We start from the raw sequence: 19,941 nt of genomic DNA on the forward strand, positions 1-19,941 counted from the left end.
TTTTATGTGTTTTATTGGCATAATATGTAAATCAATTCGTGTTACCTGCTTAACTCATCGGTATAGGTATGCATCTGTTGTGTAGCTTGCTTTCTCTAGTAAAGAGATGGTGTATGTGTTTATGGCATTCGCCTACTTTTACCACTTGGGGAAATTATGCGGTTCAGTCGTTACGACTGATTGTGGTGACGCCCTTTCTCTTAAATCGTTTTAATGAAACCGAGATTGCTGCGTGGTACCTCTTTGCCTCGTTGAACTTTTTTGGGACGATTCTTGCGCAGCGTTTCGGCTTAACCTTTTCAAGGATGTTTTCGTTCGCGATGGGGGGAGCTCAAGATTTGTCTCCAGTTCTCACCGGGACTTCAGATCTTGGCGATCAACGCCCTAATTGGTCTGTCTTTGAGCGTGCTTATGGTACCCTTGGTTTCTTGAATTTGCTTCTTGGTTGGTTCAATGTACTCGCTGCTTTGGGAATGGCTTGGTATGGACTGAGTAATATCTTGGAGGGGTATGGTGATAAAGGAGTCATCTGGTGTGCCTTTGCTTTGATGCAGGGAACATCATTGCTATCCTTTATGTTCCAGCACTTCCAGATCGCGCTAATTGGCATGAATTATGTGGCTTTAGTTAATCGCTGGGGCGTTTTCTTTGGTTTGGCTTCTTGTGTTTCAGGAGCCTTATGCTTGTCCGTGGGAGGGGGGCTTTTGCTACTTGTTCTAGCGATGCAATGTATTCTGTTATGTGGAGTTTATATGAATTGGCGTTTGCTGCATCTCGTTGAAGCGGGACGTGTCATTCATTTTCGAAGTTTAAAATTTGACCGTGAAGTATTATATTGGGCATGGCAGCCGATTTGGAAGGGGTTTGTCGGACAGTTTGGCTTGATGGGAAGTGTACAGTTAACGGCTCTGATCTATACCAGTATTGGCAGTAAGCTGGAAGTGGCCTCATTTCTTTTTGCACTTCGTATGATGCAGACGATTACTCAAATTGCGCAGGCTCCATTCAGTTCTGTGCAGCCGCTGATGGCTCGTATGGTGTCTACTAGAGACTTGTCCGCTTTCCGCTTACTTGTCCGTCAACGTATCGTTTATGCGCTTTCACTTACGCTTGCAGGTGTGTTGTCTTGTGCAGTTGCACTTCCTGATATACTTGGTTTGATTGATGCTCAGATTGAATTCATACCAATATCCGCATGGTTGATCTTTGGAGGCTTGTCTATTGTTGTCAGGTTAGATGTTTTGCTTTGTGCTGTGAGTGCTACCGGGAATCAAATTGTTTGTTATTGGGAAATGGCAATCTCTGCGATTCTGAGTGCAGTTTTAATGCTGTGCTTTGGAGACATCTTTGGTATCTATGCACCGATACTTTTTTCGACGATACCCCTGATCCTACTTTTAAACTTTCGACCTTACTATAATGCTAGAGGAATTCTCGGATACGGTGCGCATTCGATTGAATGATTTTTTACAATAAGAACTACAAATAAATAGTATGAAAATAGCAGTACAAGTTCCGATCAAAGCACGATCTAGCACGCGAGTTCCTAATAAGAATTTTCGATCTCTCGCTGGGAAGCCATTTGCTTGTTGGTTGCTAGATGAATTGAATGACAATTGCCCGGACGATTGGGATGTCTTTATTGATAGTGAGAATGTCTCAGCTTATGATTTTTTTAAAGATAGATATCCTTCTCGCTTTCAGTTCCATCAACGAAGTGAGTGGTTTGCCAGTGATGCTGCGAATGGAAATCATTTGATCAGTCAATTTATGACTCTGCATCCTGAGTATGATGTGGTCATACAATTATATGTGACAGCAATTACTCTGACCGGTGAGATTATTCGAGAGTCAGTTGAGGCATTTTTGAGTGCCTTAGATCAGTATGACTCGATGTTTTTGGTGACTGAACAAACTGGGTGGTATTGGTTTCAGGGGAAAGCGATGAACTATGATCCTGGGCGTCCAGATGGATTGCCTCGGTCACAGGATGCGGTGGTCCTTGAGGAGACTACTGGTTTGTATGCAATTACCCGTGATGCTGTGATGCGTACGGGTTGTCGTATTGGGCGTCAACCACTCATGTATCGTGTGCCTCATCAATATGCTTTCGATGTGGACACCATGGAAGATTTTCACGAGGCGCAGCGTTTGTTGGAAAGGGACGGTAAGCATGCGATTGATTGATCGAACTCTTCAATTCGTGCACAATTTGCATTATCTGTCTAAGCATTCGCTCGCAGCAGAATCTGGATCAATTTTAAAAGATGCGGTTTCCTGTGCTCTCCGAACTCAATGTTTAGATCCCGATGAATGGTTTGTTGGTGCTAAAAATAGTTGTCGAGGGGAGCGTATCTTCTTGCTCGGTTGTGGGCCTAGTTTGAATAAAGTCGATTTGTCTCTCTTGCAGGGGCATAAGGTTATGGGGGTCAATGGCGCGGCTCTCATTGATGGGCTTGAGCTTGATTATTTTGTTTCCGTATCCAATTTTTTTTGGAAGAGTCATGTCGAAGAGATTCAGTCTTTGAAGTGTCGCCGTTTTATTCCTTATTTTTTACAACAACAGTTGAAATCTGACGCGCCTACGGTTTGGTTGAATACGGTATCGGATAGCGAATACGCTGCGTTAGATGTTGAAAAACCATGGAAGTTTTCTTTTCAGCCGCAAGAGCATGTATTTCTCGGTGGGACGGTCATCTTTGTGTGTTTGCAAATTTTATATTATCTAGGTTTTGAGGAGGTTGTGATACTTGGCCTTGATCATGATTATGGAATTGATCCTAGTTCGATCCCAGTTGAAGGTACATATGTAAAGAGCGATCAGCTCCACGCGCATTTTACTCCTGGTTATTATGACTCGGGGCAACAAGTGCATATTGATATTCAGGGGATGGAGCGAGCCTATGAGTTATCACGTGCAGCATTTTTTGCAGACGGTCGTCGGATATTGAATGCCTCGCCTGGCACGAAACTTAAAACCTTTGAACAGGTAAATTTTAATTCACTCTTTGAGCTTAGCTAAAACTTACATGCTTTACGGGAAATTAGATACCCCATCCACCTATCTACCTTTACTGGGGCATCCGATTTGGGAAGAAGCTTTGAATGCCCTACGGCAATTGGATGCAGGAAGTCCCTTGGGCATTCAAGAGCTTCGAGGGAAAGATATGTTCATCAATGTGCATACCTATGACACCTTGATAGAGTCGGATTGCCGCTTCGAGGGGCATCGGGACATGATTGACGTGCAATATATAATTCAAGGCGGAGAGTATGTAGATTGGATGCTGAAGTCTGAGCTGCTGCCAGACGGATCATATCAGGAAGCAACTGATTTTCAGTATTATAAGACCCCGACGCGTCGTCTCAGCACACGTGTGCATCTTAGTGCTGGTTATTTTGCGATTTTCTTTCCTGAAGATGGGCATCGACCGCAGCTGAGTGATGGTGTGGCGCCTTCTGTCTTCAAGGCTGTTGTAAAAATTAATCGTATGCTTTTAGATTGAAAGCAGGCTGGTTTGCGCGGTTGAATGTGTTTAATGATTGAGACGTTAACATCGATGCGGACTGCATACATTTCATGACTTACTATAAACACTACCTCAGTACGCACGATGCAGCGCTTAAGAATTTAGAAATTACTAATCGTGGTGGTGATTTGATGGAACAGGATGTCGGTTTTGATCGCCTTTGTGAGGTTTCTGCCAAAATTCGTGAGGGTGGTTTCAAGCAGTATTTAGTCGGTAACGGTGCCAGTGCGGCTTTTGCAGAGCATATGGCATTAGATTGGACCAAGAACGGTGGAGTCCCCTCCCATGCCTTTGCCAATTCGGCTCTGCTGACAGCGATGGGAAATGATCTTGGTTATGAGGAGACTTTCTGCGCGCCCTTGAGTTGGTATGCGAGTAGTGGCGATTTGTTGGTTACGATTAGTAGTTCGGGTGATTCGCCCAATATTATAAGAACGATTGAAACCGCGCGTGCTAAAGGTATGGGGGTGGTCACATTCTCCGGGCTTCGGCCTGACAATGCCTCAAGACGCTTGGGCGATATTAATTTATATATTCCCGCTAAGACATACGGTATTGTCGAGTGTGCACATCAGCTGCTGTTACATGTCTGGTTGGACAAATTTATGGGAGTTGCGGAGTGGAATTGTCGTGGTTTTCAGAATATGCGTCAGTGTAAACTATAATTTAAAATGAGTGTTGAGCTATCAAATGAGGTAAGCCGCGAGCTTTTGCTACTGGCAGAGCAGGCCGCTCGGAAAGCAGGCGCTCTCTTGCGTGGTGCGTACGCATCCGATGCGGGAGTTCAATCGACCGTGGGAAAGGATATCAAAACCGAGGCGGATCAGGCGGCGGAACAGTATATTTTGGATCATTTAAGAGCGAGTGGGTATCGCATTTTATCCGAGGAGAGTGGTTTGTCATCTGAGAGCATCCCAGGCGAGTCTCTGCGGCGGCCTCAGCAAATCATGAGTGCATCCGAGCCTATTTGGATTATCGATCCCTTGGATGGTACCTATAATTTTACCAGGGGTTTTCCTGCATGTTGCGTGTCGATTGCCCTATGGGCTGCGAACCAGCCATTGTTGGGAGTCGTGTATGACTTTACTTCCGAAGCGATGTATTCGGGTATTGTGGGACTAGGGGCGACTTGTAATGGAGTGTCGATCTTTGTTTCTGATACGGATGAGTTGCAACATGCCGCTCTCGCCACGGGCTTTCCGAGTGCACGGGATTTTAGTCATTCCTCTCTGGTGAGCTTTGTGCAGCAGGTTCAGGAGTTCAAAAAAATACGAATGATTGGCTCTGCGGCATTATCGCATGCCTATGTCGCATCGGGCATCCTGGACGCTTACTTTGAAGAAGATATTTGGCTATGGGATGTGGCTGCTGGTCTCGCCTTGGTGAAGGCTGCAGGGGGGGGCTTTTCTATCTCAAATATTAAAGATTCGTGGCAGCTGACAGTGATGGCTAGTAATTTGAAAATACCTTTTTCACTTTAATTGATATGAATATAGCAATGATTCCCGCCCGAATGGGCAGTCAACGATTAGCGAAAAAGAATTTGCGTGAACTGGGAGGCATACCTCTCGTGGTGAGAGCGATCCGTAAATGCCAAGCAGCGAGCTGTTTTGATGAAATATGGCTCAATTCTGAACATCTGGATTTTGCCGACATTGCTGAGGCAGAGGGGGTATTTTTTCATCATCGGCCTGCAGAGCTCGCCAATGATCGAGCGACGAGTGAGGAGTTTGTTGCAGAGTTTCTCGAACAGCATCGGTGCGAAGTACTCTTTCAAGTGCACAGTATTGCACCCTTGCTGACGGTGGAGGATGTCAAACGCTTTGTAGCTCAGATGGAGAATTCGCCTGAGTTGGATTGTCTGATGAGTAGTGAGGAGGTACAAATTGAGTGTGCTTATCAGGGGAAGCCTGTGAATTTTACTTTTGATGAAAAAACAAATTCACAGGACTTGGATCCAGTGCAACGGGTGAGTTGGAGCATAACTGCTTGGCGTCGAGACGCATATTTGAAGGCATTTAAAGCGGGGCAGTGTGCGACTTATTCTGGTGGCGTTGGCTTCTTTCCTATTAGTCGCTTGGCGGCTCATGTCATCAAGACGGAGGCCGATTTGGAGTTTGCTGCAGCGGTGCTGCCCTTGGTACCTGATTGCTGAGTTGTAATTAAATTTTGAATGATGAAATATTGGAAAAATACGGCAACCATTGATCGCTTAGTTCCGGAATTATTGCATACCGTGGGGGCGGCTGAAGCAGAGATTGCAGTGATCGGTAGCCAACCGATTGATGTGAGCAAAATGCCTAAGCTTAAAGGAATTTTTAAGTGTGGAGTGGGGACGGATAATGTTCCCTTTGCTGCGGCGGAAGCGCGGGGTATCGAAATTTGTATGCCATCTGAGCATACGAAGCGCTACATCTTTGAAGAGACTGCAAACTTCGCGGTGTATCTTATTTTTCGTATGCTTTTTAGCGATATCGGGGAGGTGGATGCTTGGGTGAAGCAATCGCGTGGCTTTCTTGGCGATAAGAAGGTGTTGATCATTGGCCAGGGTAACATTGGTTCGCATGTGGTCCGCAAATTGGCACCTTCGGTCGAAGTGCTGACTTTTGATGTTTTGTATAATCAAATGAATGAATTGCACGATCTCGTTCGGCAGGCAGATGTGTTGAGCTTACATATCCCTTTATTGCCTGCGACGAAGGGATTCATTGATGCGGAAAAACTATCGTGGATGCAGGATGGCGCAGCATTAGTGAATACCGCTCGTGGTCCCGTGGTTGATGAGGAGGCTCTTTATCAAGAGATCGAAACTGGACGTTTACGTGCGGCGTTTGATGTGTTTTGGGAAGAACCCTATGCGGGGAAATTGAAAGCATTTCATCCGCATAGATTTTTGATGAGCCCACATGTCTCTAGTAATTGTGAGGATTTTCTCTCCGGGCTCGCCGTGGATTTTCGAGCTTTCGTCAATCGATTTGAGGACTAATTATTATGATAAAGTGTGGTATTATCGGGTTCGGAAAAATGGGCCAAATACGTGCGGAAGCGATTGAGCAGACGCAGTTAGGTGAGGTGCTTGCCGTTTATGATACTCGCGACTTGACGGAGTGTGTATATCCGATTGTGGCGAGTGAAGAAGCACTTCTAAAAGATCCAAATATTGATGCGATTTTTATTTGTACTCCGAATTATCGTATCGTTCCTTTAACTAAGGCTGCGCTGCAGGCAGGCAAACATGTCTTTTCGGAGAAACCGCCCGCGTTTACGGCGGCTGAAGTCGAGTCGGTGCGTCGAGTCGAAGTAGACAGTGGATGTAAATTAGTGTATGGTTTTAATCACCGTCACCATGGGAGTATTCAAAAAATGAAGCAGATCGTCGACAGTGGTTCGATGGGTAAATTATTATGGATGCGGGGGCGCTATGGTAAAGAGGTGGATGCAGCCTACTTTGATGGTTGGCGTGCGGATCCAAATCTTGCAGGTGGCGGCATTATGCTAGACCAAGGCATTCATATGCTGGACCTGTTTCTGCATTTCGGCGGAGAGTTTGATGTGATTCATTCGCTCGTTTCGAGCCTCTTTTGGAAGACGGAAGGTTTAGAAGATAATGTATTTTCAATATTAAAGAATTCTAAAACGGGTGTGTGTGCTTCGCTGCATTCGACTATGACGCAATGGCGCTATCTCTTTTCGCTTGAGATTTTTCTTGAGGGAGGCGCCTTGATCTTGAATGGCTTGAAGACTTCTTCTGGAGTTTACGGAAACGAAGATTTAGCGATTAAATATAACACTGAAAACCCTCAAGGGGGACAGTTTGAGCGTGAGGAGCATATTATCTATCACACAGACCTCTCTTGGCGAGAAGAGGTAACGCATTTCTTTGAGGCCATTTCTAAGGATACACCGATATTGTTAGGAAATTCCGACGATGCATTGCGCTTGATGCGAGCGATGGATCGTATTTATGAAAATCGATAACTTCTTTGTTATCTGCTTTGTTTGAGGCAACGATGGATCAACTCGTGTCTTTTTATATTCATTCTGTCTTTTTCGAACTCTGTTAGGTCGAGTTCGTCGAGAATGTCAAAAGGTGACACATCAAATCCGGCCGAAGTTAAGCGTTCTTCAATATCTGTCCCGTAAACTCGAACATGATCGCCTTGGCCGAAGTGTTTATAGCGCTCCGTTTCGCTACGTATATTAGGATCTTCGTAAGTGGTTTCTCCTATGATCGGCACCTGTATGATGGCTTGTCCTCCAGGGCGGAGAATTCTGTATAGTTCGGACATCGCTGCTTTGTCGTCTTCGATATGCTCCAAAACATTACTACAATAGATCAGATCAAATGCATTATCAGGGAACGACATCTTTGTTATATCTTCTACCTTATCAACATTTGGCATGAACAGATCTGTTGTGAGATAACCTTTAATGTTTGCGGCGCGAAATATAGATTCGAGACCCTTTTCGGGGGCAAAGTGTAAAATATCTAATTGAGTCTCCAGGATTCTATATTTCGCTAAGTATAGGCTGAATAGACGTGTTCTTTCTAATGACTTACAGTGGGGGCAGATTCTCGGACTTTTTTCGAGTTTGGAGTGGCCATCACCAATGTCACGAACGAGAGGTTGCCAGCTAAATACATTTTGTGAACAGGTCGGACAATAGTAGCGTGACTTGGGTATGCCAATTAGTTTTTCCGATAGGAATGCACATTGAGATAATGCTCTTAGGACCTTACGTTGGAATTGGACTGTGTTCATGTTATATATTTTAATCTGCTGCCAATTAGATCCTGCGTGTACCAGGGAGTGTTGATTATACTGCTTTGACCACTGTGGCAATGATCCTAGCTTGATCGGCTTCGCTCAAGTAGGGATGAAACGGTAGGCTAATCACTTCTTGGGCGGCTTGCTCGGTGTGCGGGAAGCTCTTTTTAGCGCAGGGGAGATGGCTGAACACTTCCTGCTGGTGCAGTGGCTTGCGGTAATATACAGCGCTGGGGATGTCGGCAGCTTTGAGGGCTTCGCCTAGGCTGTCACGATTCTTTGGGCGAATTGTGTATTGCGCGTAAATGTGCGTGTTGCCGGGGTGAATTTTGGGCACGGTCACATAATCCTTGAGTGCCTCGGAGTAACGGGCGCCGACCTTTTGGCGCAGGGCGATCTCTGCATCGCGGAAGTTGGCGAATTTCGCCTGAATGATGGCGGCTTGTAGGCTGTCGCAGCGGCCGTTGGTGCCGAGGATATAGTGCGACTCGCGCTCTTTGCAGCCGTGGTTGGTGACGGCGCGCAGGTCTTCGGCGAGTTGATCGTCTGCGGTGAAGACGGCTCCGCCGTCGCCATAGCCACCGAGGGGCTTGGCGGGAAAGAAACTGGTGGTCGCCACATGGCCAAAGGTGCCGGCTTTGCGGGCGTTTTGCTCGGCGCCGAAACTTTGTGCGGCGTCTTCGATGATTTTTAAGCCGTGCTTCTCGGCGATGGTTTCGAGGGCGGTGTAGTCGGGCAGTTGGCCAAAGAGGTCGACAGGGATGATGGCCTTGGTCTTGGGCGTGATGACTTTTTCGACTTCTTTGGGGTCGATGTTGTAAGTGTCGGGTTCGATGTCGGCGAAGACTGGCGTGGCGCCGACCAGTGCGATGGTTTCGGCGGTGCTGATCCAGGTGAATGGAGTGGTGATCACCTCGTCGCCCGGGCCGATGCTGAGTGCGCGCAGGGCGACTTCAAGTGCCATTGTGCCGCTAGCCACGGCAATGCAGTGAAGAGGTTTGGAGTCGCCGAGGAACTTACCCAGAGTGGCTTCGAGTTCGTAAACTTCCGGTCCGTTGATATAGCGGCCGTGTTCAAATACTTGAGCGACGGCAGCGTCTATTTGAGCCGCACTGTGTGCGTGGATGGCTTTGATGTCGATGAATTGCATGATGTTCGAAAATGCGTTTAAAGTGTCTCGGTGATTTTGGGAGTTTTTAGGCTTTGAGATTTACTGTTAAAATTAATCAGTTCACCGATCAGGCCAGTAGAATGAGTTGTACACCGAGGATCACGAGTAAGATGCCGAATTGGAGTAGGGGGCGATGCCCAATGCCATGTCCAAAGATGATTTTTTCGACTGTTAAGCTCGCCAGAATGAGGAAGCCGAGTATGCCGCTGAGCATGCCAAATCCGCCAAAGAAGTGCCCTGGGCGCTTTAGATAACGGGTGAGCACGACCACGGTGATTAAGTCAAGGGCTCCTTTGAATAGGCGTTTCCAGCCGTATTTGGAGACGCCATGGGTGCGACGGTGGTGCTCGACGGGGATCTCGGTGGTGGTGAAGCCTTCGGCTGCGAGCAGCACGGGGATGTAACGGTGGAGCTCGCCGTAGAGTTCGATGCTGTGGATGGCTTCGGCGCGGTAGGCCTTGAAACCGCAGTTGAAGTCGTGGATTTTGACGCCGGAAGTGGCACGAGTGGCGGCGTTGAAAAAGCGGGATGGTAGGGTTTTTCCGAGTGGGTCCTGGCGTAGCTGCTTCCAGCCGGAGACGCAGTCGTAGCCTTCTTCGAGTTTTTCGAGGAAATGGGGAATTTCCGCCGGCTCGTCTTGTAGGTCAGCATCCATGGTGATGATGATATCACCTTGAGCTTTGTCTATGCCGACAGAGAGGGCCGCTGCTTTGCCATGGTTACGTCTGAAGCGCAGAGCGATAATTTGTTCAGGATATGCGAGCTTTAGCTGCTCTATTTGCTCCCAAGATTTGTCGGTGCTGCCATCGTCTACAAAGATTACCTCAAAATCGCCCAGCGAGTTGGTTTCCACTGTGCTGGTGATTTGCTCGAACAGTGGCGTCAGGGTAGCCTCCTCGTTGCAGAGGGGGATGACGATGGAAAGTGCAGGCTTGGTGGGCATAGATGTTCTCGCGGTAGCTTGCCCATGCAAAGCCCTGAGGCAAGCAGAGTTTGACCTGATAAATATTGCCCTTTGTGGGGCGAGGGCTTTGTTTGGGCGGATGCAAGTATCCATTGTCATCCCCATATATAACGAGCGTGAGACCTTACACGAGATTGTCGGGCGCGTGCGGGCCGTCGAGGGAATGGCAGTTAAGGAAATCATTTTAGTCGATGATTGTTCGACTGATGGTACGCGTGCCTTGCTGGAGTCTGACTTTCAGGACCCCATTTTTAAAAAGGCCTATCATCCGGTGAATCAAGGCAAGGGCGCGGCTTTGCGCACAGGCTTTACACTGGCATCGGGTGATATTGTGGCGATTCAGGATGCGGATTTGGAGTATGATCCAGAGGAGCTGCCTGGGTTGATTCGGCCGATCTTACGGGATCAGGCCGACGTGGTCTTTGGCTCTCGCTTCATGGGCGGCGGTGCCCATCGGGTGGTCTTTTATTGGCACATGTTGGGGAATAAATTTCTCACCATGCTGAGTAACATGATGACAAACCTGAACCTGACTGACATGGAGTGCTGCTATAAGATCTTTCGCCGCGAGGTGCTAGATCAGATCACAGTCGAGGAGAATCGCTTCGGGGTGGAGCCGGAACTCACCGCTAAAATTTCGAAGCTCAATGTGCGCATTTATGAAGTGGGCATTTCTTACTACGGTCGCACCTACGATGAAGGTAAGAAGATCGGCTGGCGCGACGGTGTGCGTGCGATCTATGCGATTATGAAATACGGCTTGTTCCGATAGGTAGGGACTCTGTAGCCGCAGGACGCATCGAAGGGTAAATGGGAGTGATTCCTTTTTAGAAGCTACTTGCAAAAAATCGAGGCTTGGGCCTAGTTGATAGTTCGTTCAGCGGTAGAATATTATGAACACACTTGCATTTTTAGAGAATATCAATGGTCCGGAAATGATTATGATCTTTCTCGTTGTTTTGCTTCTTTTTGGAGCGGAGCGCTTGCCAGGGCTATTTAAGTCGTTGGGGCAATCGGTGCGCGAGTTTAAGCGGGCGACTCAGGGCATTGAAGAAGACATTCGTACTGCGATGGACGTTGAGTCTACCTCGGTGTCAGCTCGCCCCGCAGAGAAAGCAGTTGCGCAGGCAGCGCCTCAGGCGACTTCAGTTCCGGAGGTGCCGCAGGTACAGTCGGATTCTGCTGCACAAAGCTCCGAATCTGGCGAGATTAAGAAAGCGGCTTCTGAAACGTCACCGGAGTGAGCGTGTTGTCTTTGTTTGGGAGCCGTCTACACGTCTAAATCCATGAAAAGTTGCTCAATGTTTCGGGTGACTTCTTGCTCGTCTTCTCCGTTCGCTTCGATGGTCAGCGTCGTGCCCATGCTCGCGCAGAGCATTAGAATCGACATGATGTTCTTGATGTTGGCCACTTTGTTGCCGGACTTAATTTGAATCGTGGATTTGGCGTCTTTGCCCAGCTGCACCAATTTTGCTGCTGGACGTAGATGTAGGCCTGCTTCCCATTGAACGATCACCTCGGTCTCTTTCATGCATGGTTGGACTATCCCATGGGTGATTTGTTCAAGTAAATTTGATCCGTTTGCCACTGGCGGCTGTGTGGCATGTTGTTGGGGCGTGCGAGGTCTGGCTGCTCATCGAGGGAGAGTCTTTCTTGGCGGATGCGCGACGAAAGGTTGATTTTTGACTCTTATTGGCTCCAATTATTCCGCATGCGTAAATGGATTTATTTCTTTCGTAGCAGTTTGTTTTGCTTGGCGTGTTTGGGCGGGAGCTCTGTGCCGGCCGCGGATTTAGAGTTGCCGCTGGATTCAAGCGGGATCAATCGGGAGGATCCAAGTTATTTAACCAGTTATGCGTCGATTCTCAAACCCGCGAAAGAGGCGGTGGTGGCGGTGCACTCGGCAAGCATTTTGCGTTATATCCGGCAGAGAGGTATGGACCCTCGGATGGAAATGCTGCGTCGCTACTATGGATTGCCGACGCCGGAGCGGCCGGAGCCTGAAGAGATTGAGCGACGCATCAACGAGGGGGTGGGGTCCGGCGTTGTGATTTCTGCAGATGGCTATATTCTAACGAATAATCACGTCATTACTGCGCGTGATGGAGAGCCGGCTGATGAGCTACTGGTCGAGTTAAATGACGGCCGTGAGTTGACCGCGCAGTTAGTGGGACGTGATCCTCGCAGTGATCTTGCGGTGCTCAAAGTCGATGCCGAGGGGCTGCCATTCCTGCCGATTGCGGATAGTGATCAGCTGGAAGTGGGAGATATTGTCTTTGCGATTGGCAATCCCATGGGAGTGGGGCTTACGATCACGCAAGGTATTGTCTCCGCAACCAAGCGAAGCAATTTATCGATTCTTGGAGAGTCGGGCTACGAGAGTTTTATTCAGACCGATGCACCGATCAACCCTGGCAATTCCGGTGGGGCATTGGTCGATGCCTATGGGCGCTTAGTGGGGATTAATACTGCGATTCTTTCGCGGAGTGGCGGGAGCATTGGCCTGGGGTTTGCCATACCTTCTACCTTTGCGCGTTCGATCGCGCTGGCGCTGGTGCGCGATGGGGAGGTGCGCCGTGGTATGCTCGGGGTGAGCCTGAAGGATGTGGATGCAGATTATGCGGAGGCATTTGAAGTGCCCGAGGGGGCGGGGGTATTGATCCAATCGGTGGTTGAGGGCTTGCCGGCTGCCACGGCGGGGCTTTTGCGTGGCGATGTGATTGTAGGCATCAACGGTGTCGAGGTGCGCTCGATCCAGAAGTTGAGGATTCAAGTGGCAGCGAGTCCACCTGGGGAGTCGGTGCGTGTGCGTTTCCGTCGGGAGGGGAAGATGCGTGAGTTGGAAGTGGTGTTGGGGGACCCTGAGAATCCCTACGGTGCAGATGCGCAAGTTGGAGAGTTGCTTGATGGCGTGACTTTTGCATGGCTCGATGATGCGCTACGGCAGAAGTATGGCCTCGATTGGCGGGTTCAAGGGCTTGTGGCGGTGTCTGTTGAGGCGGATTCGGTGTATGCGGAAGCGATTGAGCCGGGGTTGGTTTTCGTCGAGATCAACGGGGTGGCACCCGAGTCGATTGCCCATGCACGCTCTTTGTTGGAGTCGCGTCGTGTCAGCCGAGTGTATGTGTATTATAAAGGGCGTGTGACCTATCTGGCGATTCGTCCTTAGCTGGATTTACATGCCAGAATGACAGGTGAGAAATGTTCTTTTTAACGATTAATTGACTAATTTTTCGTAAAGCGAGATCCCGCGGGGATTCGGGCTTCTGATGTCTTGACCTTATAGGCGATTATAGAGCATCTTTACTGAGAATTTATACTCATGCAGCAGCATCGCGCTTTAATACTTCGTAGTAATCGTTTTTTAGGTTCAGCTCTTGTCGACAAGGGGCTGGTCGCTTCGGGGGACCTAGAGGAGGCCAATGGCAAGTTTATGGAAGCGATTCAGGCGGCTGATTTGAGGCGCGCATCGATCTTGTCCACGTTATTGTTTGATCTTAAGAAATTGGAAGAATCCAAGCTCCTGGATTACTTGGTGGAAGAGTCGAAGCTGGGATTGATCGATTTGAATTATGTCGAGCTACAGTCTTTACGGCCGATGAAGGTCGACTTGCCACTTTGTTGGGCTTCTTCGACAGTTCCATTTGATTATGTTGAAGGTACTTATATGTTGGCTACTTGTTACTATATGAGTGCCCCTGTCGTGAAATATTGGGAGGAAGCACTCGATGGGCGCGTGATCTGGTATGGCACGTCGATGTCATCGCTCAGTCGCGCGCTGGAGCGTATTGAGGACATACATGAAGCTGAAGATGCCGCGGCCGAAGACGAATCATAATTTTCTACTACCCGACCTAATTTTATATGCCATATAGCGTTTTAATTCTAGATGACGACGCAGACTTCAACAGTCTGTTGACTGATATTTTCGAACAAGCCGATTACATCGTGACTTCAATTACGGACCCTATTGAGGCGGTTGAGGTCTTTCGCGAGACGGAATACGATTTGGTGGTGACCGACCATAAGATGCCCGACATGACTGGTGCGGAGTTCATGAAGGTCATTAAAGAGATCAAGCCGGAAGTGCCGGTGATCATGGTGTCTGGCTATTTGGAGAATGATACTATTCGTGAGCTTATCAGTGAAGGTGTTGGAGGCGTGTTCCTGAAGCCGTTGAATATATTTTCGCTGATGGAGCGGACTGCGGAGTTGATTGAGGAGGCGAAAAAGATCGAAAATACGTCGGCTCATGGCGTTGTTGATGAGGATAGCAGTGATGCGGGTGTAAAGTTTGGGTTTTCTTTTCGCTCTTATCCATGTAAGTCAGGCGCGTCGGCTTCATTTGCGGAGCGCCTACATAGCTTGCGAAACTTTAAGTCCACGCTTTCACTGATCGGTGAGCCTGGAATGCACTATCGCAGTATTTGCGAGGACATACGTGGGTTTTACGAGGGGGATGTGGAGCAGTTTATTTACCTCAGTGCGGGATCTTTCGATCAGGAGCAGGCCTTGTCATTGATTGAGGCAGCCCAGCAGGGCGGGGTCGAGCGTGTGACCTGCGTGTTGTTGGAATTGGAAACAATGAATGCGGAGCAGAAGAAGCTCGCGACGACACTTGCTAAGCACGAGGGCGCTTTTGAGGGGCTCGATGTTGTACTTCGGACAATATTCTGTGTGAGTGGGGATCTGGACTCTCTTTTTGATGAGGGGCTGATTGATGAGAATTTATATATTTTGATGGGAACTGCAGAAGTGCGTGTGCCGCCGTTGCGTGAATGCAATGTCGACGTCGGTGTGATGGCGCAGCAATTGGTGGTTGAAGTCGCCCGTGAAAAATCATTAGCGAGTGTTCCTCGGTTCGAACGTTCGGCTCGCGATCTGTTTCGTCAGCATGTATGGGAGCGAAATTTCGAAGAATTACGCGCAACGGTGCGTAAGATTGTGGATCAGAATCCAGGTGATGTGATCACCCACGCGGCTGTCAAATCTGCACTTCGGCTGACTTCCGGGGCATCGCCTCGCACTCTGTTCGAATCGCACCTTTCCAGTCAGCAGGTCGACTATTTACGTGCGGCGGCCATCCTCTTCGGGGGAGATCGCAGTAAGGCAGCTAGCTTTTTCGACACCGATGTGGTATCGATAGACGCGAAGATTAAATAGCTAGGTCGCTGCTTCTTAGGGAATACACAAAGAATATATAGATATATGGCCGGACGAATATTAGTTTTAGACGACGAAGAAAATTACGCAGAAATGCTGCAGGATCTTCTCCGTGAGAATGATTATCGTGTCGATATGGCTACGCGTCCAGAGCGCGCGATCGCTCAGTTGGAAGAGATCCCCTACGATCTGGTGATTTCCGACTATAAGATGCCGGTGATGGACGGGGCTGACTTTTTGAAAAAGGCGCGAGAGCTCTATCCAAATCTACCGTTCATCTTAGTCTCAGGCTTAATGAATACGCCTGAGCTGGTGAAGGTGGCGAATATGAGTGTGACGCTGGTGATGGAAAAGCCGCTGGATACGGAGAGTTTCTTACAGCATGTGGCGCGCTTTTCTGATCCGATGACGGATCTGGAAAAGGAGCAATGCGTGCAGGAGGGAGAATCGGCGGAGGCCGAGGCGGTCGCGCTCAGTTTTCCTGAAGAACCCCGTTTCTTTAGCGCGAGTAGCTTTTTAGCGAATCGATTTTTGCAAAGTGCATGGGGCATCGCAAAGGAGGGCACAGAGTTATATCTGCTGGAGCCGAAAGGGGGCGATGCGGAGCTTGCGGTTAAAGATCTTTCTCGTTGGCGGGGAAATGGTGATATGCCAGTTGATGTGTTTGACTTGCCTACTTCCAATACGCACGCGATTGCTCAATTGCGTGCGGTGCTTGCCGACTTTGAAAAGAGTCGAGTCGTTGGCGTGCGCTTGAAGTCGGTCGATGACGTAACGCAGGCGCGTAAATTAACAGAAGCGGCTCAGCGTGAAGTGGAAGGTTCGGAGTCTTTGCTCATCGTTTATATTGTAACAGTGGATAGTGATGACACGTCTCGGGCAGCATTTGAGGAACTGGCCGGGGAGACGGGGGTGGTTCTGCCCCCAATTTGTCTACGACCGAGTGATGTGGCGGTTTACGCACGTCGAGTGGCTCGTATCGCAGCCGATCGTTCCGGGCGTAGTCGCTCTAGTGAATTTACAGCTGAGGCGGTGTATGCCTTACTCTCTTTTGAGTGGCCGGGTAACTACAAACAGGTGCAGGAGGTTGTGCATTCTGCGGTTAATTCCAGTGCCGATGAATCGATTACGCACAAAGTGCTGTGTGAGGCGCTTGGTGAGTCGATTGAGCTCGTGTCTCCGGATCGTCGGATCGCTACATTAATGAAAGCGGAGCAATGGCGATACCTGCAGGAGCAGATGGAACAAGGTGGGCTGACGGCCGCAGAGCTCGCTAAGAAGCTAGAGCTGGATTCTTCGGTTCAAACTAGAGATGACCTTAAAAAAATGCCACTGCTCCGTGAGGAGCTGAGCCGTATCTGATTTTCTCCAATGATGTTCTTTTCCTTTCCGATAGACTCTTAAATTATGGCTCTTGCTCGTATCCAAACTGCTATCCTGGAGAATCTTCTCCAGATGGGTCATTTGACCGATGCACAATTTAAGAATATCATCGAGACAGATGAGGAAATGTCAGGTGAGGCGGTCGAAGTCTTACTGGCTACCGATTATAAGATTACGCAACACCAGTTGCTATTTGCGAAAAGCCGCGCTTTCGATCTGACTCCGATCAATATTAAGCGCTGCATGGTCACAGAGACCACTTATTCCAAGCTGGATAAGGACTTTTGTAAGGCGAATAAAGTTTTGCCGCTCGGCTTCGCGGGGGATCATATCATTATCGCACTCAGTAATCCCTTTGATCTGCATGTCACTAGTAAGGTGCATGAGATTTCAGGCATGAAGGTCTCTGTCTTGCTGGGCTTGCAGTCAGAAATCGAAAAGATCGTCGATGATAAGGGCGACCAACATCAGGCAGTCGGTTTTGGTGATGTCGTGGAAGCACTGGGTGCTGACTATGAGAGTGAAGAAGATATTGATGAAGACGATTTTTCGGATGAGGATTCCGCACCCATCATCAAATTGGCCAACCGTATCATCGAGGAAGCTTACTTTTCGGGCGCAAGTGACATCCATATTGAGCCATTTGAGAAAGAAACCCGTGTGCGCGTGCGAGTGGATGGTGTTTTGCTCAATCGTCTGACCATACCGACCGCCGCCTCCGGGGCTTTGTTAGCGCGTCTAAAGGTGATGGCGCAACTCGATATTGCGGAGAAGCGGATGCCGCAAGACGGACGTATTATCTTCAAGCAATACAATAAGCGCGGAGTTGATATTGACCTGCGTGTATCGACGGCTCCGCTGAATCACGGTGAGGGGATCGTCATGCGTATCCTAGATAAGCAAAAGAGCACTTTGCCACTGCCTGCACTTGGTTTTTCTGATCGTAATCTCGGGCTTTATCGTGAGTTGATCCAGCGTCCTTATGGTATGATCTTGCACTGTGGACCTACGGGTTCGGGTAAGTCGATGACTCTGTATTCCGCGCTCAATGAGATTAATAACTCCGATATCTGTATTCGCACGGCGGAGGATCCGATCGAATATACTTTGCCGGGGCTGTTACAGATGCAGATGCAGCGTAAGATTGGGCTGACTTTTGCCTCTGCTCTACGCGCCTTCCTGCGGCAAGACCCTGATGTCATTTTGGTGGGGGAAATCCGTGACCGCGAAACCGCTGGTATCGCGGTCGAAGCTGCGCTCACGGGGCACTTGTTGTTCAGCACTTTACACACCAATGACGCGCCGACTACGGTGTCGCGACTGACTGAAATGGGAATCGAGCCATTCATGATCTCGGCCTCTTTGATTTGTGTCTGTGCTCAGCGTCTGATGCGTCGGGTGTGTAAGTCTTGTAAGAAAAATTATATGCCTGAGGGGAATCAAGCAGAGATCATTCAGCGCGCTCTTAGTTGGACTGGAAAGGTGCCGGGGGTGAATGAGGACGGCTGCCCAGCTTGTGGAGGGAATGGATACAAGGGACGTGTCGGTATTCATGAGCTAATGGCAACCAGTGAGGAGTTGATTAAAGCAATTAACGCGGGTGAAGAAGCCGCCGTGATCAAGCGGATCGCCATGCGCACTGGTATGATGACTCTCCACCAAGACAGCATGCTCAAAGTGAAAGAGGGCCTCACCACCATGGAAGAAGCTCTCGGAACGGTGCCGCCTGACATGGAGGAATACGAAATCGACCATAACGTCTAGTTTTCGTCTAGTTTTGCGAGCCAGAGAGCTCCGCGGCTCAGTTGATTGTTCGCGGATTGCCAGCAGGGGGCGATGACTTTGCTTCGGGACTCATTTGTTCGCGATGGCGATATCTTGGTTGCAAGATTGCTCAGGCTCGGCAGCCTGTGAGGCTTCTCTTTTTTGCAGTTATGGAATGGCAATTTAAAACAATCGCGCGCAAGTCGACTCTCAGTGGCGAGGCCTTTAATCCGGGCGATCGGGTCGTCTGTTTGATTTATAAGGACGATCAGGCCGGGGAGTTAGGGCGAGCAGATCTGTTGCCCGATGAAATTGATCATTTCGATTTGCCCGGCGAGGTGCTGGGACGTTGGACGCGTGTAGTTAAGGAGCCCGACGAAGATGGGGTAAATGCGCGCGAGACCATGGCTTCGGCAGAGGATTTTTTCTTCTCACTTTATGAAAATGATCAGCCTGATGCGCAGGAAGAGTCGGACGCGTTGAAACATTTACTCTCGCTTATGCTGGAGCGTAAGCGTGTATTGCGTGCTCTCGGTGATCGCCAGACTTCTGGGGAGCAACGTTATTTGCACGTGAAGAGTAAGCGTCAGTTGCAGGTGCCGATTGTTGATATTTCCAAGGAACTGATGCTCAAAATAGAAGACACCCTTGGTGACCTTATTCTTTAACTGAACACAATATATGCGCCCAATTGCCCTATTACTTTTTCTCATATTCACTAGTCTTGGACTACTATTCGTCGGCTGTAAGAAGGATGCCGCTGAGAATTTATCTGTGCCTCGTTTAATGTTGGAGACGCGAGGGGTCAACTACGGCTCCATTGTCGGGGATACGGCGGTTTTGCCTGTAAGTGGTATGACGATCAGCATCCAAGGGGAGCCAGTGGTCAGTGAGTTTGACATTCGTAATGTTGAATTGGTCAAGGTGGACCGTGGGCTGGCTTTACTTATCCAGGTCGGGGGGCAAGGCGCGCGTGATTTGTATCGGGCGTCCGTCACAAACATGGGGGCACGTATTGTGCTGACGGTGAATGGCAATGCGATCGGAGCCCGGCGTATTGATGGTGCGATTGCAGATGGCAATTTTTATACCTTCGTCGAAGTGGATGATGAGGAAATCGGACCATTGGTCATTGATTTGAAGCGAAGCCTGATTGAGCTTCAGAAGAGCCAGAGTTGGTAGGCCTGTTTCACAATT

General features: G+C 48.9%; 22 protein-coding genes. 18 read left to right on the plus strand and 4 right to left on the minus strand.

What is annotated here, in order from left to right:
- Positions 1–113: 113 nt before the first annotated feature.
- From SH580_RS14790 to SH580_RS14830, 9 genes are all read left to right on the plus strand, one after another.
- Positions 114–1,463 carry a polysaccharide biosynthesis protein gene (locus SH580_RS14790; protein WP_319831613.1) on the plus strand — a complete coding sequence of 450 codons (1,350 nt, stop codon included), beginning with the start codon at positions 114–116 and terminating at the stop codon, positions 1,461–1,463.
- A gap of 31 nt (positions 1,464–1,494) precedes the next feature.
- Entirely contained in the window at positions 1,495–2,187 is a 693-nt protein-coding gene (locus SH580_RS14795; RefSeq protein ID WP_319831614.1) for a cytidylyltransferase domain-containing protein, read from the plus strand.
- 16 nt (positions 2,188–2,203) lie between these two features.
- Complete coding sequence (locus SH580_RS14800) at positions 2,204–3,022, plus strand: motility associated factor glycosyltransferase family protein (RefSeq protein ID WP_319831615.1); 819 nt, start codon at positions 2,204–2,206, stop codon at positions 3,020–3,022.
- A gap of 7 nt (positions 3,023–3,029) precedes the next feature.
- On the plus strand, positions 3,030–3,506 hold the full coding sequence (locus SH580_RS14805) for a NanQ anomerase/TabA/YiaL family protein (protein WP_319831616.1): 477 nt from the start codon (positions 3,030–3,032) through the stop codon (positions 3,504–3,506).
- 74 nt (positions 3,507–3,580) lie between these two features.
- Entirely contained in the window at positions 3,581–4,195 is a 615-nt protein-coding gene (locus SH580_RS14810) for an SIS domain-containing protein (protein ID WP_319831617.1), read from the plus strand.
- 6 nt (positions 4,196–4,201) lie between these two features.
- Positions 4,202–5,011 (plus strand): inositol monophosphatase family protein, encoded by an 810-nt coding sequence (locus SH580_RS14815; protein WP_319831618.1) that lies wholly within the window; start codon positions 4,202–4,204, stop codon positions 5,009–5,011.
- A 5-nt stretch (positions 5,012–5,016) separates the two neighbouring features.
- A complete protein-coding gene (locus SH580_RS14820) occupies positions 5,017–5,685 on the plus strand; it encodes an acylneuraminate cytidylyltransferase family protein (protein ID WP_319831619.1) in 669 nt (222 codons plus the stop codon).
- An 18-nt stretch (positions 5,686–5,703) separates the two neighbouring features.
- Positions 5,704–6,516, plus strand: a complete 813-nt coding sequence (locus SH580_RS14825) for an NAD(P)-dependent oxidoreductase (protein ID WP_319831620.1) — start codon at positions 5,704–5,706, stop codon at positions 6,514–6,516.
- Between the two features lie 5 nt (positions 6,517–6,521).
- A complete protein-coding gene (locus SH580_RS14830) occupies positions 6,522–7,508 on the plus strand; it encodes a Gfo/Idh/MocA family protein (protein ID WP_319831621.1) in 987 nt (328 codons plus the stop codon).
- An 8-nt stretch (positions 7,509–7,516) separates the two neighbouring features.
- Here the strand turns inward: SH580_RS14830 and SH580_RS14835 are convergent, their stop codons facing one another.
- The 3 genes from SH580_RS14835 to SH580_RS14845 all read right to left on the minus strand — a co-directional run bounded on the left by SH580_RS14835 (position 7,517) and on the right by SH580_RS14845 (position 10,413).
- On the minus strand, positions 7,517–8,293 hold the full coding sequence (locus SH580_RS14835; protein WP_319831622.1) for a methyltransferase domain-containing protein: 777 nt from the start codon (positions 8,291–8,293) through the stop codon (positions 7,517–7,519).
- Between the two features lie 55 nt (positions 8,294–8,348).
- Positions 8,349–9,449: a DegT/DnrJ/EryC1/StrS family aminotransferase gene (locus SH580_RS14840; protein WP_319831623.1), complete on the minus strand. Its 1,101-nt coding sequence runs from the start codon at positions 9,447–9,449 to the stop codon at positions 8,349–8,351.
- Between the two features lie 88 nt (positions 9,450–9,537).
- The gene (locus SH580_RS14845; RefSeq protein WP_319831624.1) at positions 9,538–10,413 is read right to left on the minus strand and encodes a glycosyltransferase family 2 protein; all 876 of its coding nucleotides are present in this window, start codon (positions 10,411–10,413) and stop codon (positions 9,538–9,540) included.
- Between the two features lie 100 nt (positions 10,414–10,513).
- Between SH580_RS14845 and SH580_RS14850 the strand changes: the two genes are divergently transcribed.
- Entirely contained in the window at positions 10,514–11,206 is a 693-nt protein-coding gene (locus SH580_RS14850; protein ID WP_319831625.1) for a glycosyltransferase family 2 protein, read from the plus strand.
- Between the two features lie 121 nt (positions 11,207–11,327).
- Entirely contained in the window at positions 11,328–11,678 is a 351-nt protein-coding gene (locus tag SH580_RS14855) for a Sec-independent protein translocase subunit TatA/TatB (RefSeq protein WP_319831626.1), read from the plus strand.
- Between the two features lie 26 nt (positions 11,679–11,704).
- Here the strand turns inward: SH580_RS14855 and SH580_RS14860 are convergent, their stop codons facing one another.
- A complete protein-coding gene (locus SH580_RS14860) occupies positions 11,705–11,965 on the minus strand; it encodes an HPr family phosphocarrier protein (RefSeq protein WP_319831627.1) in 261 nt (86 codons plus the stop codon).
- A gap of 180 nt (positions 11,966–12,145) precedes the next feature.
- Between SH580_RS14860 and SH580_RS14865 the strand changes: the two genes are divergently transcribed.
- From SH580_RS14865 to SH580_RS14895, 7 genes are all read left to right on the plus strand, one after another.
- On the plus strand, positions 12,146–13,603 hold the full coding sequence (locus SH580_RS14865) for a trypsin-like peptidase domain-containing protein (protein WP_319831628.1): 1,458 nt from the start codon (positions 12,146–12,148) through the stop codon (positions 13,601–13,603).
- 153 nt (positions 13,604–13,756) lie between these two features.
- The gene (locus SH580_RS14870) at positions 13,757–14,272 is read left to right on the plus strand and encodes a GspE/PulE family protein (protein WP_319831629.1); all 516 of its coding nucleotides are present in this window, start codon (positions 13,757–13,759) and stop codon (positions 14,270–14,272) included.
- A 26-nt stretch (positions 14,273–14,298) separates the two neighbouring features.
- Positions 14,299–15,597, plus strand: coding sequence for a sigma-54-dependent transcriptional regulator (locus SH580_RS14875; protein WP_319831630.1), 1,299 nt, complete (start codon positions 14,299–14,301; stop codon positions 15,595–15,597).
- A gap of 45 nt (positions 15,598–15,642) precedes the next feature.
- The gene (locus SH580_RS14880) at positions 15,643–16,959 is read left to right on the plus strand and encodes a response regulator (protein WP_319831631.1); all 1,317 of its coding nucleotides are present in this window, start codon (positions 15,643–15,645) and stop codon (positions 16,957–16,959) included.
- 93 nt (positions 16,960–17,052) lie between these two features.
- A complete protein-coding gene (locus tag SH580_RS14885; RefSeq protein ID WP_319831632.1) occupies positions 17,053–18,744 on the plus strand; it encodes a GspE/PulE family protein in 1,692 nt (563 codons plus the stop codon).
- A gap of 170 nt (positions 18,745–18,914) precedes the next feature.
- Positions 18,915–19,412 (plus strand): hypothetical protein, encoded by a 498-nt coding sequence (locus SH580_RS14890; RefSeq protein ID WP_319831633.1) that lies wholly within the window; start codon positions 18,915–18,917, stop codon positions 19,410–19,412.
- Between the two features lie 13 nt (positions 19,413–19,425).
- Entirely contained in the window at positions 19,426–19,926 is a 501-nt protein-coding gene (locus SH580_RS14895; protein WP_319831634.1) for a hypothetical protein, read from the plus strand.
- Positions 19,927–19,941 lie beyond the last annotated feature (15 nt).

The sequence above is a fragment of the Coraliomargarita algicola genome (assembly GCF_033878955.1).
GTDB classification, from domain to species: domain Bacteria; phylum Verrucomicrobiota; class Verrucomicrobiia; order Opitutales; family Coraliomargaritaceae; genus Thalassobacterium; species Thalassobacterium algicola.

Coding starts and splice junctions, on each gene's coding strand:
- SH580_RS14790 (WP_319831613.1), top strand. CDS start 114: ATGTGTTTATGGCATTCGCCTACTTTTACCACTTGGGGAAATTATGCG.
- SH580_RS14795 (WP_319831614.1), top strand. CDS start 1,495: ATGAAAATAGCAGTACAAGTTCCGATCAAAGCACGATCTAGCACGCGA.
- SH580_RS14805 (WP_319831616.1), top strand. CDS start 3,030: ATGCTTTACGGGAAATTAGATACCCCATCCACCTATCTACCTTTACTG.
- SH580_RS14810 (WP_319831617.1), top strand. CDS start 3,581: ATGACTTACTATAAACACTACCTCAGTACGCACGATGCAGCGCTTAAG.
- SH580_RS14815 (WP_319831618.1), top strand. CDS start 4,202: ATGAGTGTTGAGCTATCAAATGAGGTAAGCCGCGAGCTTTTGCTACTG.
- SH580_RS14820 (WP_319831619.1), top strand. CDS start 5,017: ATGAATATAGCAATGATTCCCGCCCGAATGGGCAGTCAACGATTAGCG.
- SH580_RS14825 (WP_319831620.1), top strand. CDS start 5,704: ATGATGAAATATTGGAAAAATACGGCAACCATTGATCGCTTAGTTCCG.
- SH580_RS14830 (WP_319831621.1), top strand. CDS start 6,522: ATGATAAAGTGTGGTATTATCGGGTTCGGAAAAATGGGCCAAATACGT.
- SH580_RS14835 (WP_319831622.1), bottom strand. CDS start 8,293: ATGAACACAGTCCAATTCCAACGTAAGGTCCTAAGAGCATTATCTCAA.
- SH580_RS14840 (WP_319831623.1), bottom strand. CDS start 9,449: ATGCAATTCATCGACATCAAAGCCATCCACGCACACAGTGCGGCTCAA.
- SH580_RS14845 (WP_319831624.1), bottom strand. CDS start 10,413: ATGCCCACCAAGCCTGCACTTTCCATCGTCATCCCCCTCTGCAACGAG.
- SH580_RS14850 (WP_319831625.1), top strand. CDS start 10,514: ATGCAAGTATCCATTGTCATCCCCATATATAACGAGCGTGAGACCTTA.
- SH580_RS14855 (WP_319831626.1), top strand. CDS start 11,328: ATGAACACACTTGCATTTTTAGAGAATATCAATGGTCCGGAAATGATT.
- SH580_RS14860 (WP_319831627.1), bottom strand. CDS start 11,965: ATGAAAGAGACCGAGGTGATCGTTCAATGGGAAGCAGGCCTACATCTA.
- SH580_RS14865 (WP_319831628.1), top strand. CDS start 12,146: ATGCGTAAATGGATTTATTTCTTTCGTAGCAGTTTGTTTTGCTTGGCG.
- SH580_RS14870 (WP_319831629.1), top strand. CDS start 13,757: ATGCAGCAGCATCGCGCTTTAATACTTCGTAGTAATCGTTTTTTAGGT.
- SH580_RS14875 (WP_319831630.1), top strand. CDS start 14,299: ATGCCATATAGCGTTTTAATTCTAGATGACGACGCAGACTTCAACAGT.
- SH580_RS14880 (WP_319831631.1), top strand. CDS start 15,643: ATGGCCGGACGAATATTAGTTTTAGACGACGAAGAAAATTACGCAGAA.
- SH580_RS14885 (WP_319831632.1), top strand. CDS start 17,053: ATGGGTCATTTGACCGATGCACAATTTAAGAATATCATCGAGACAGAT.
- SH580_RS14890 (WP_319831633.1), top strand. CDS start 18,915: ATGGAATGGCAATTTAAAACAATCGCGCGCAAGTCGACTCTCAGTGGC.
- SH580_RS14895 (WP_319831634.1), top strand. CDS start 19,426: ATGCGCCCAATTGCCCTATTACTTTTTCTCATATTCACTAGTCTTGGA.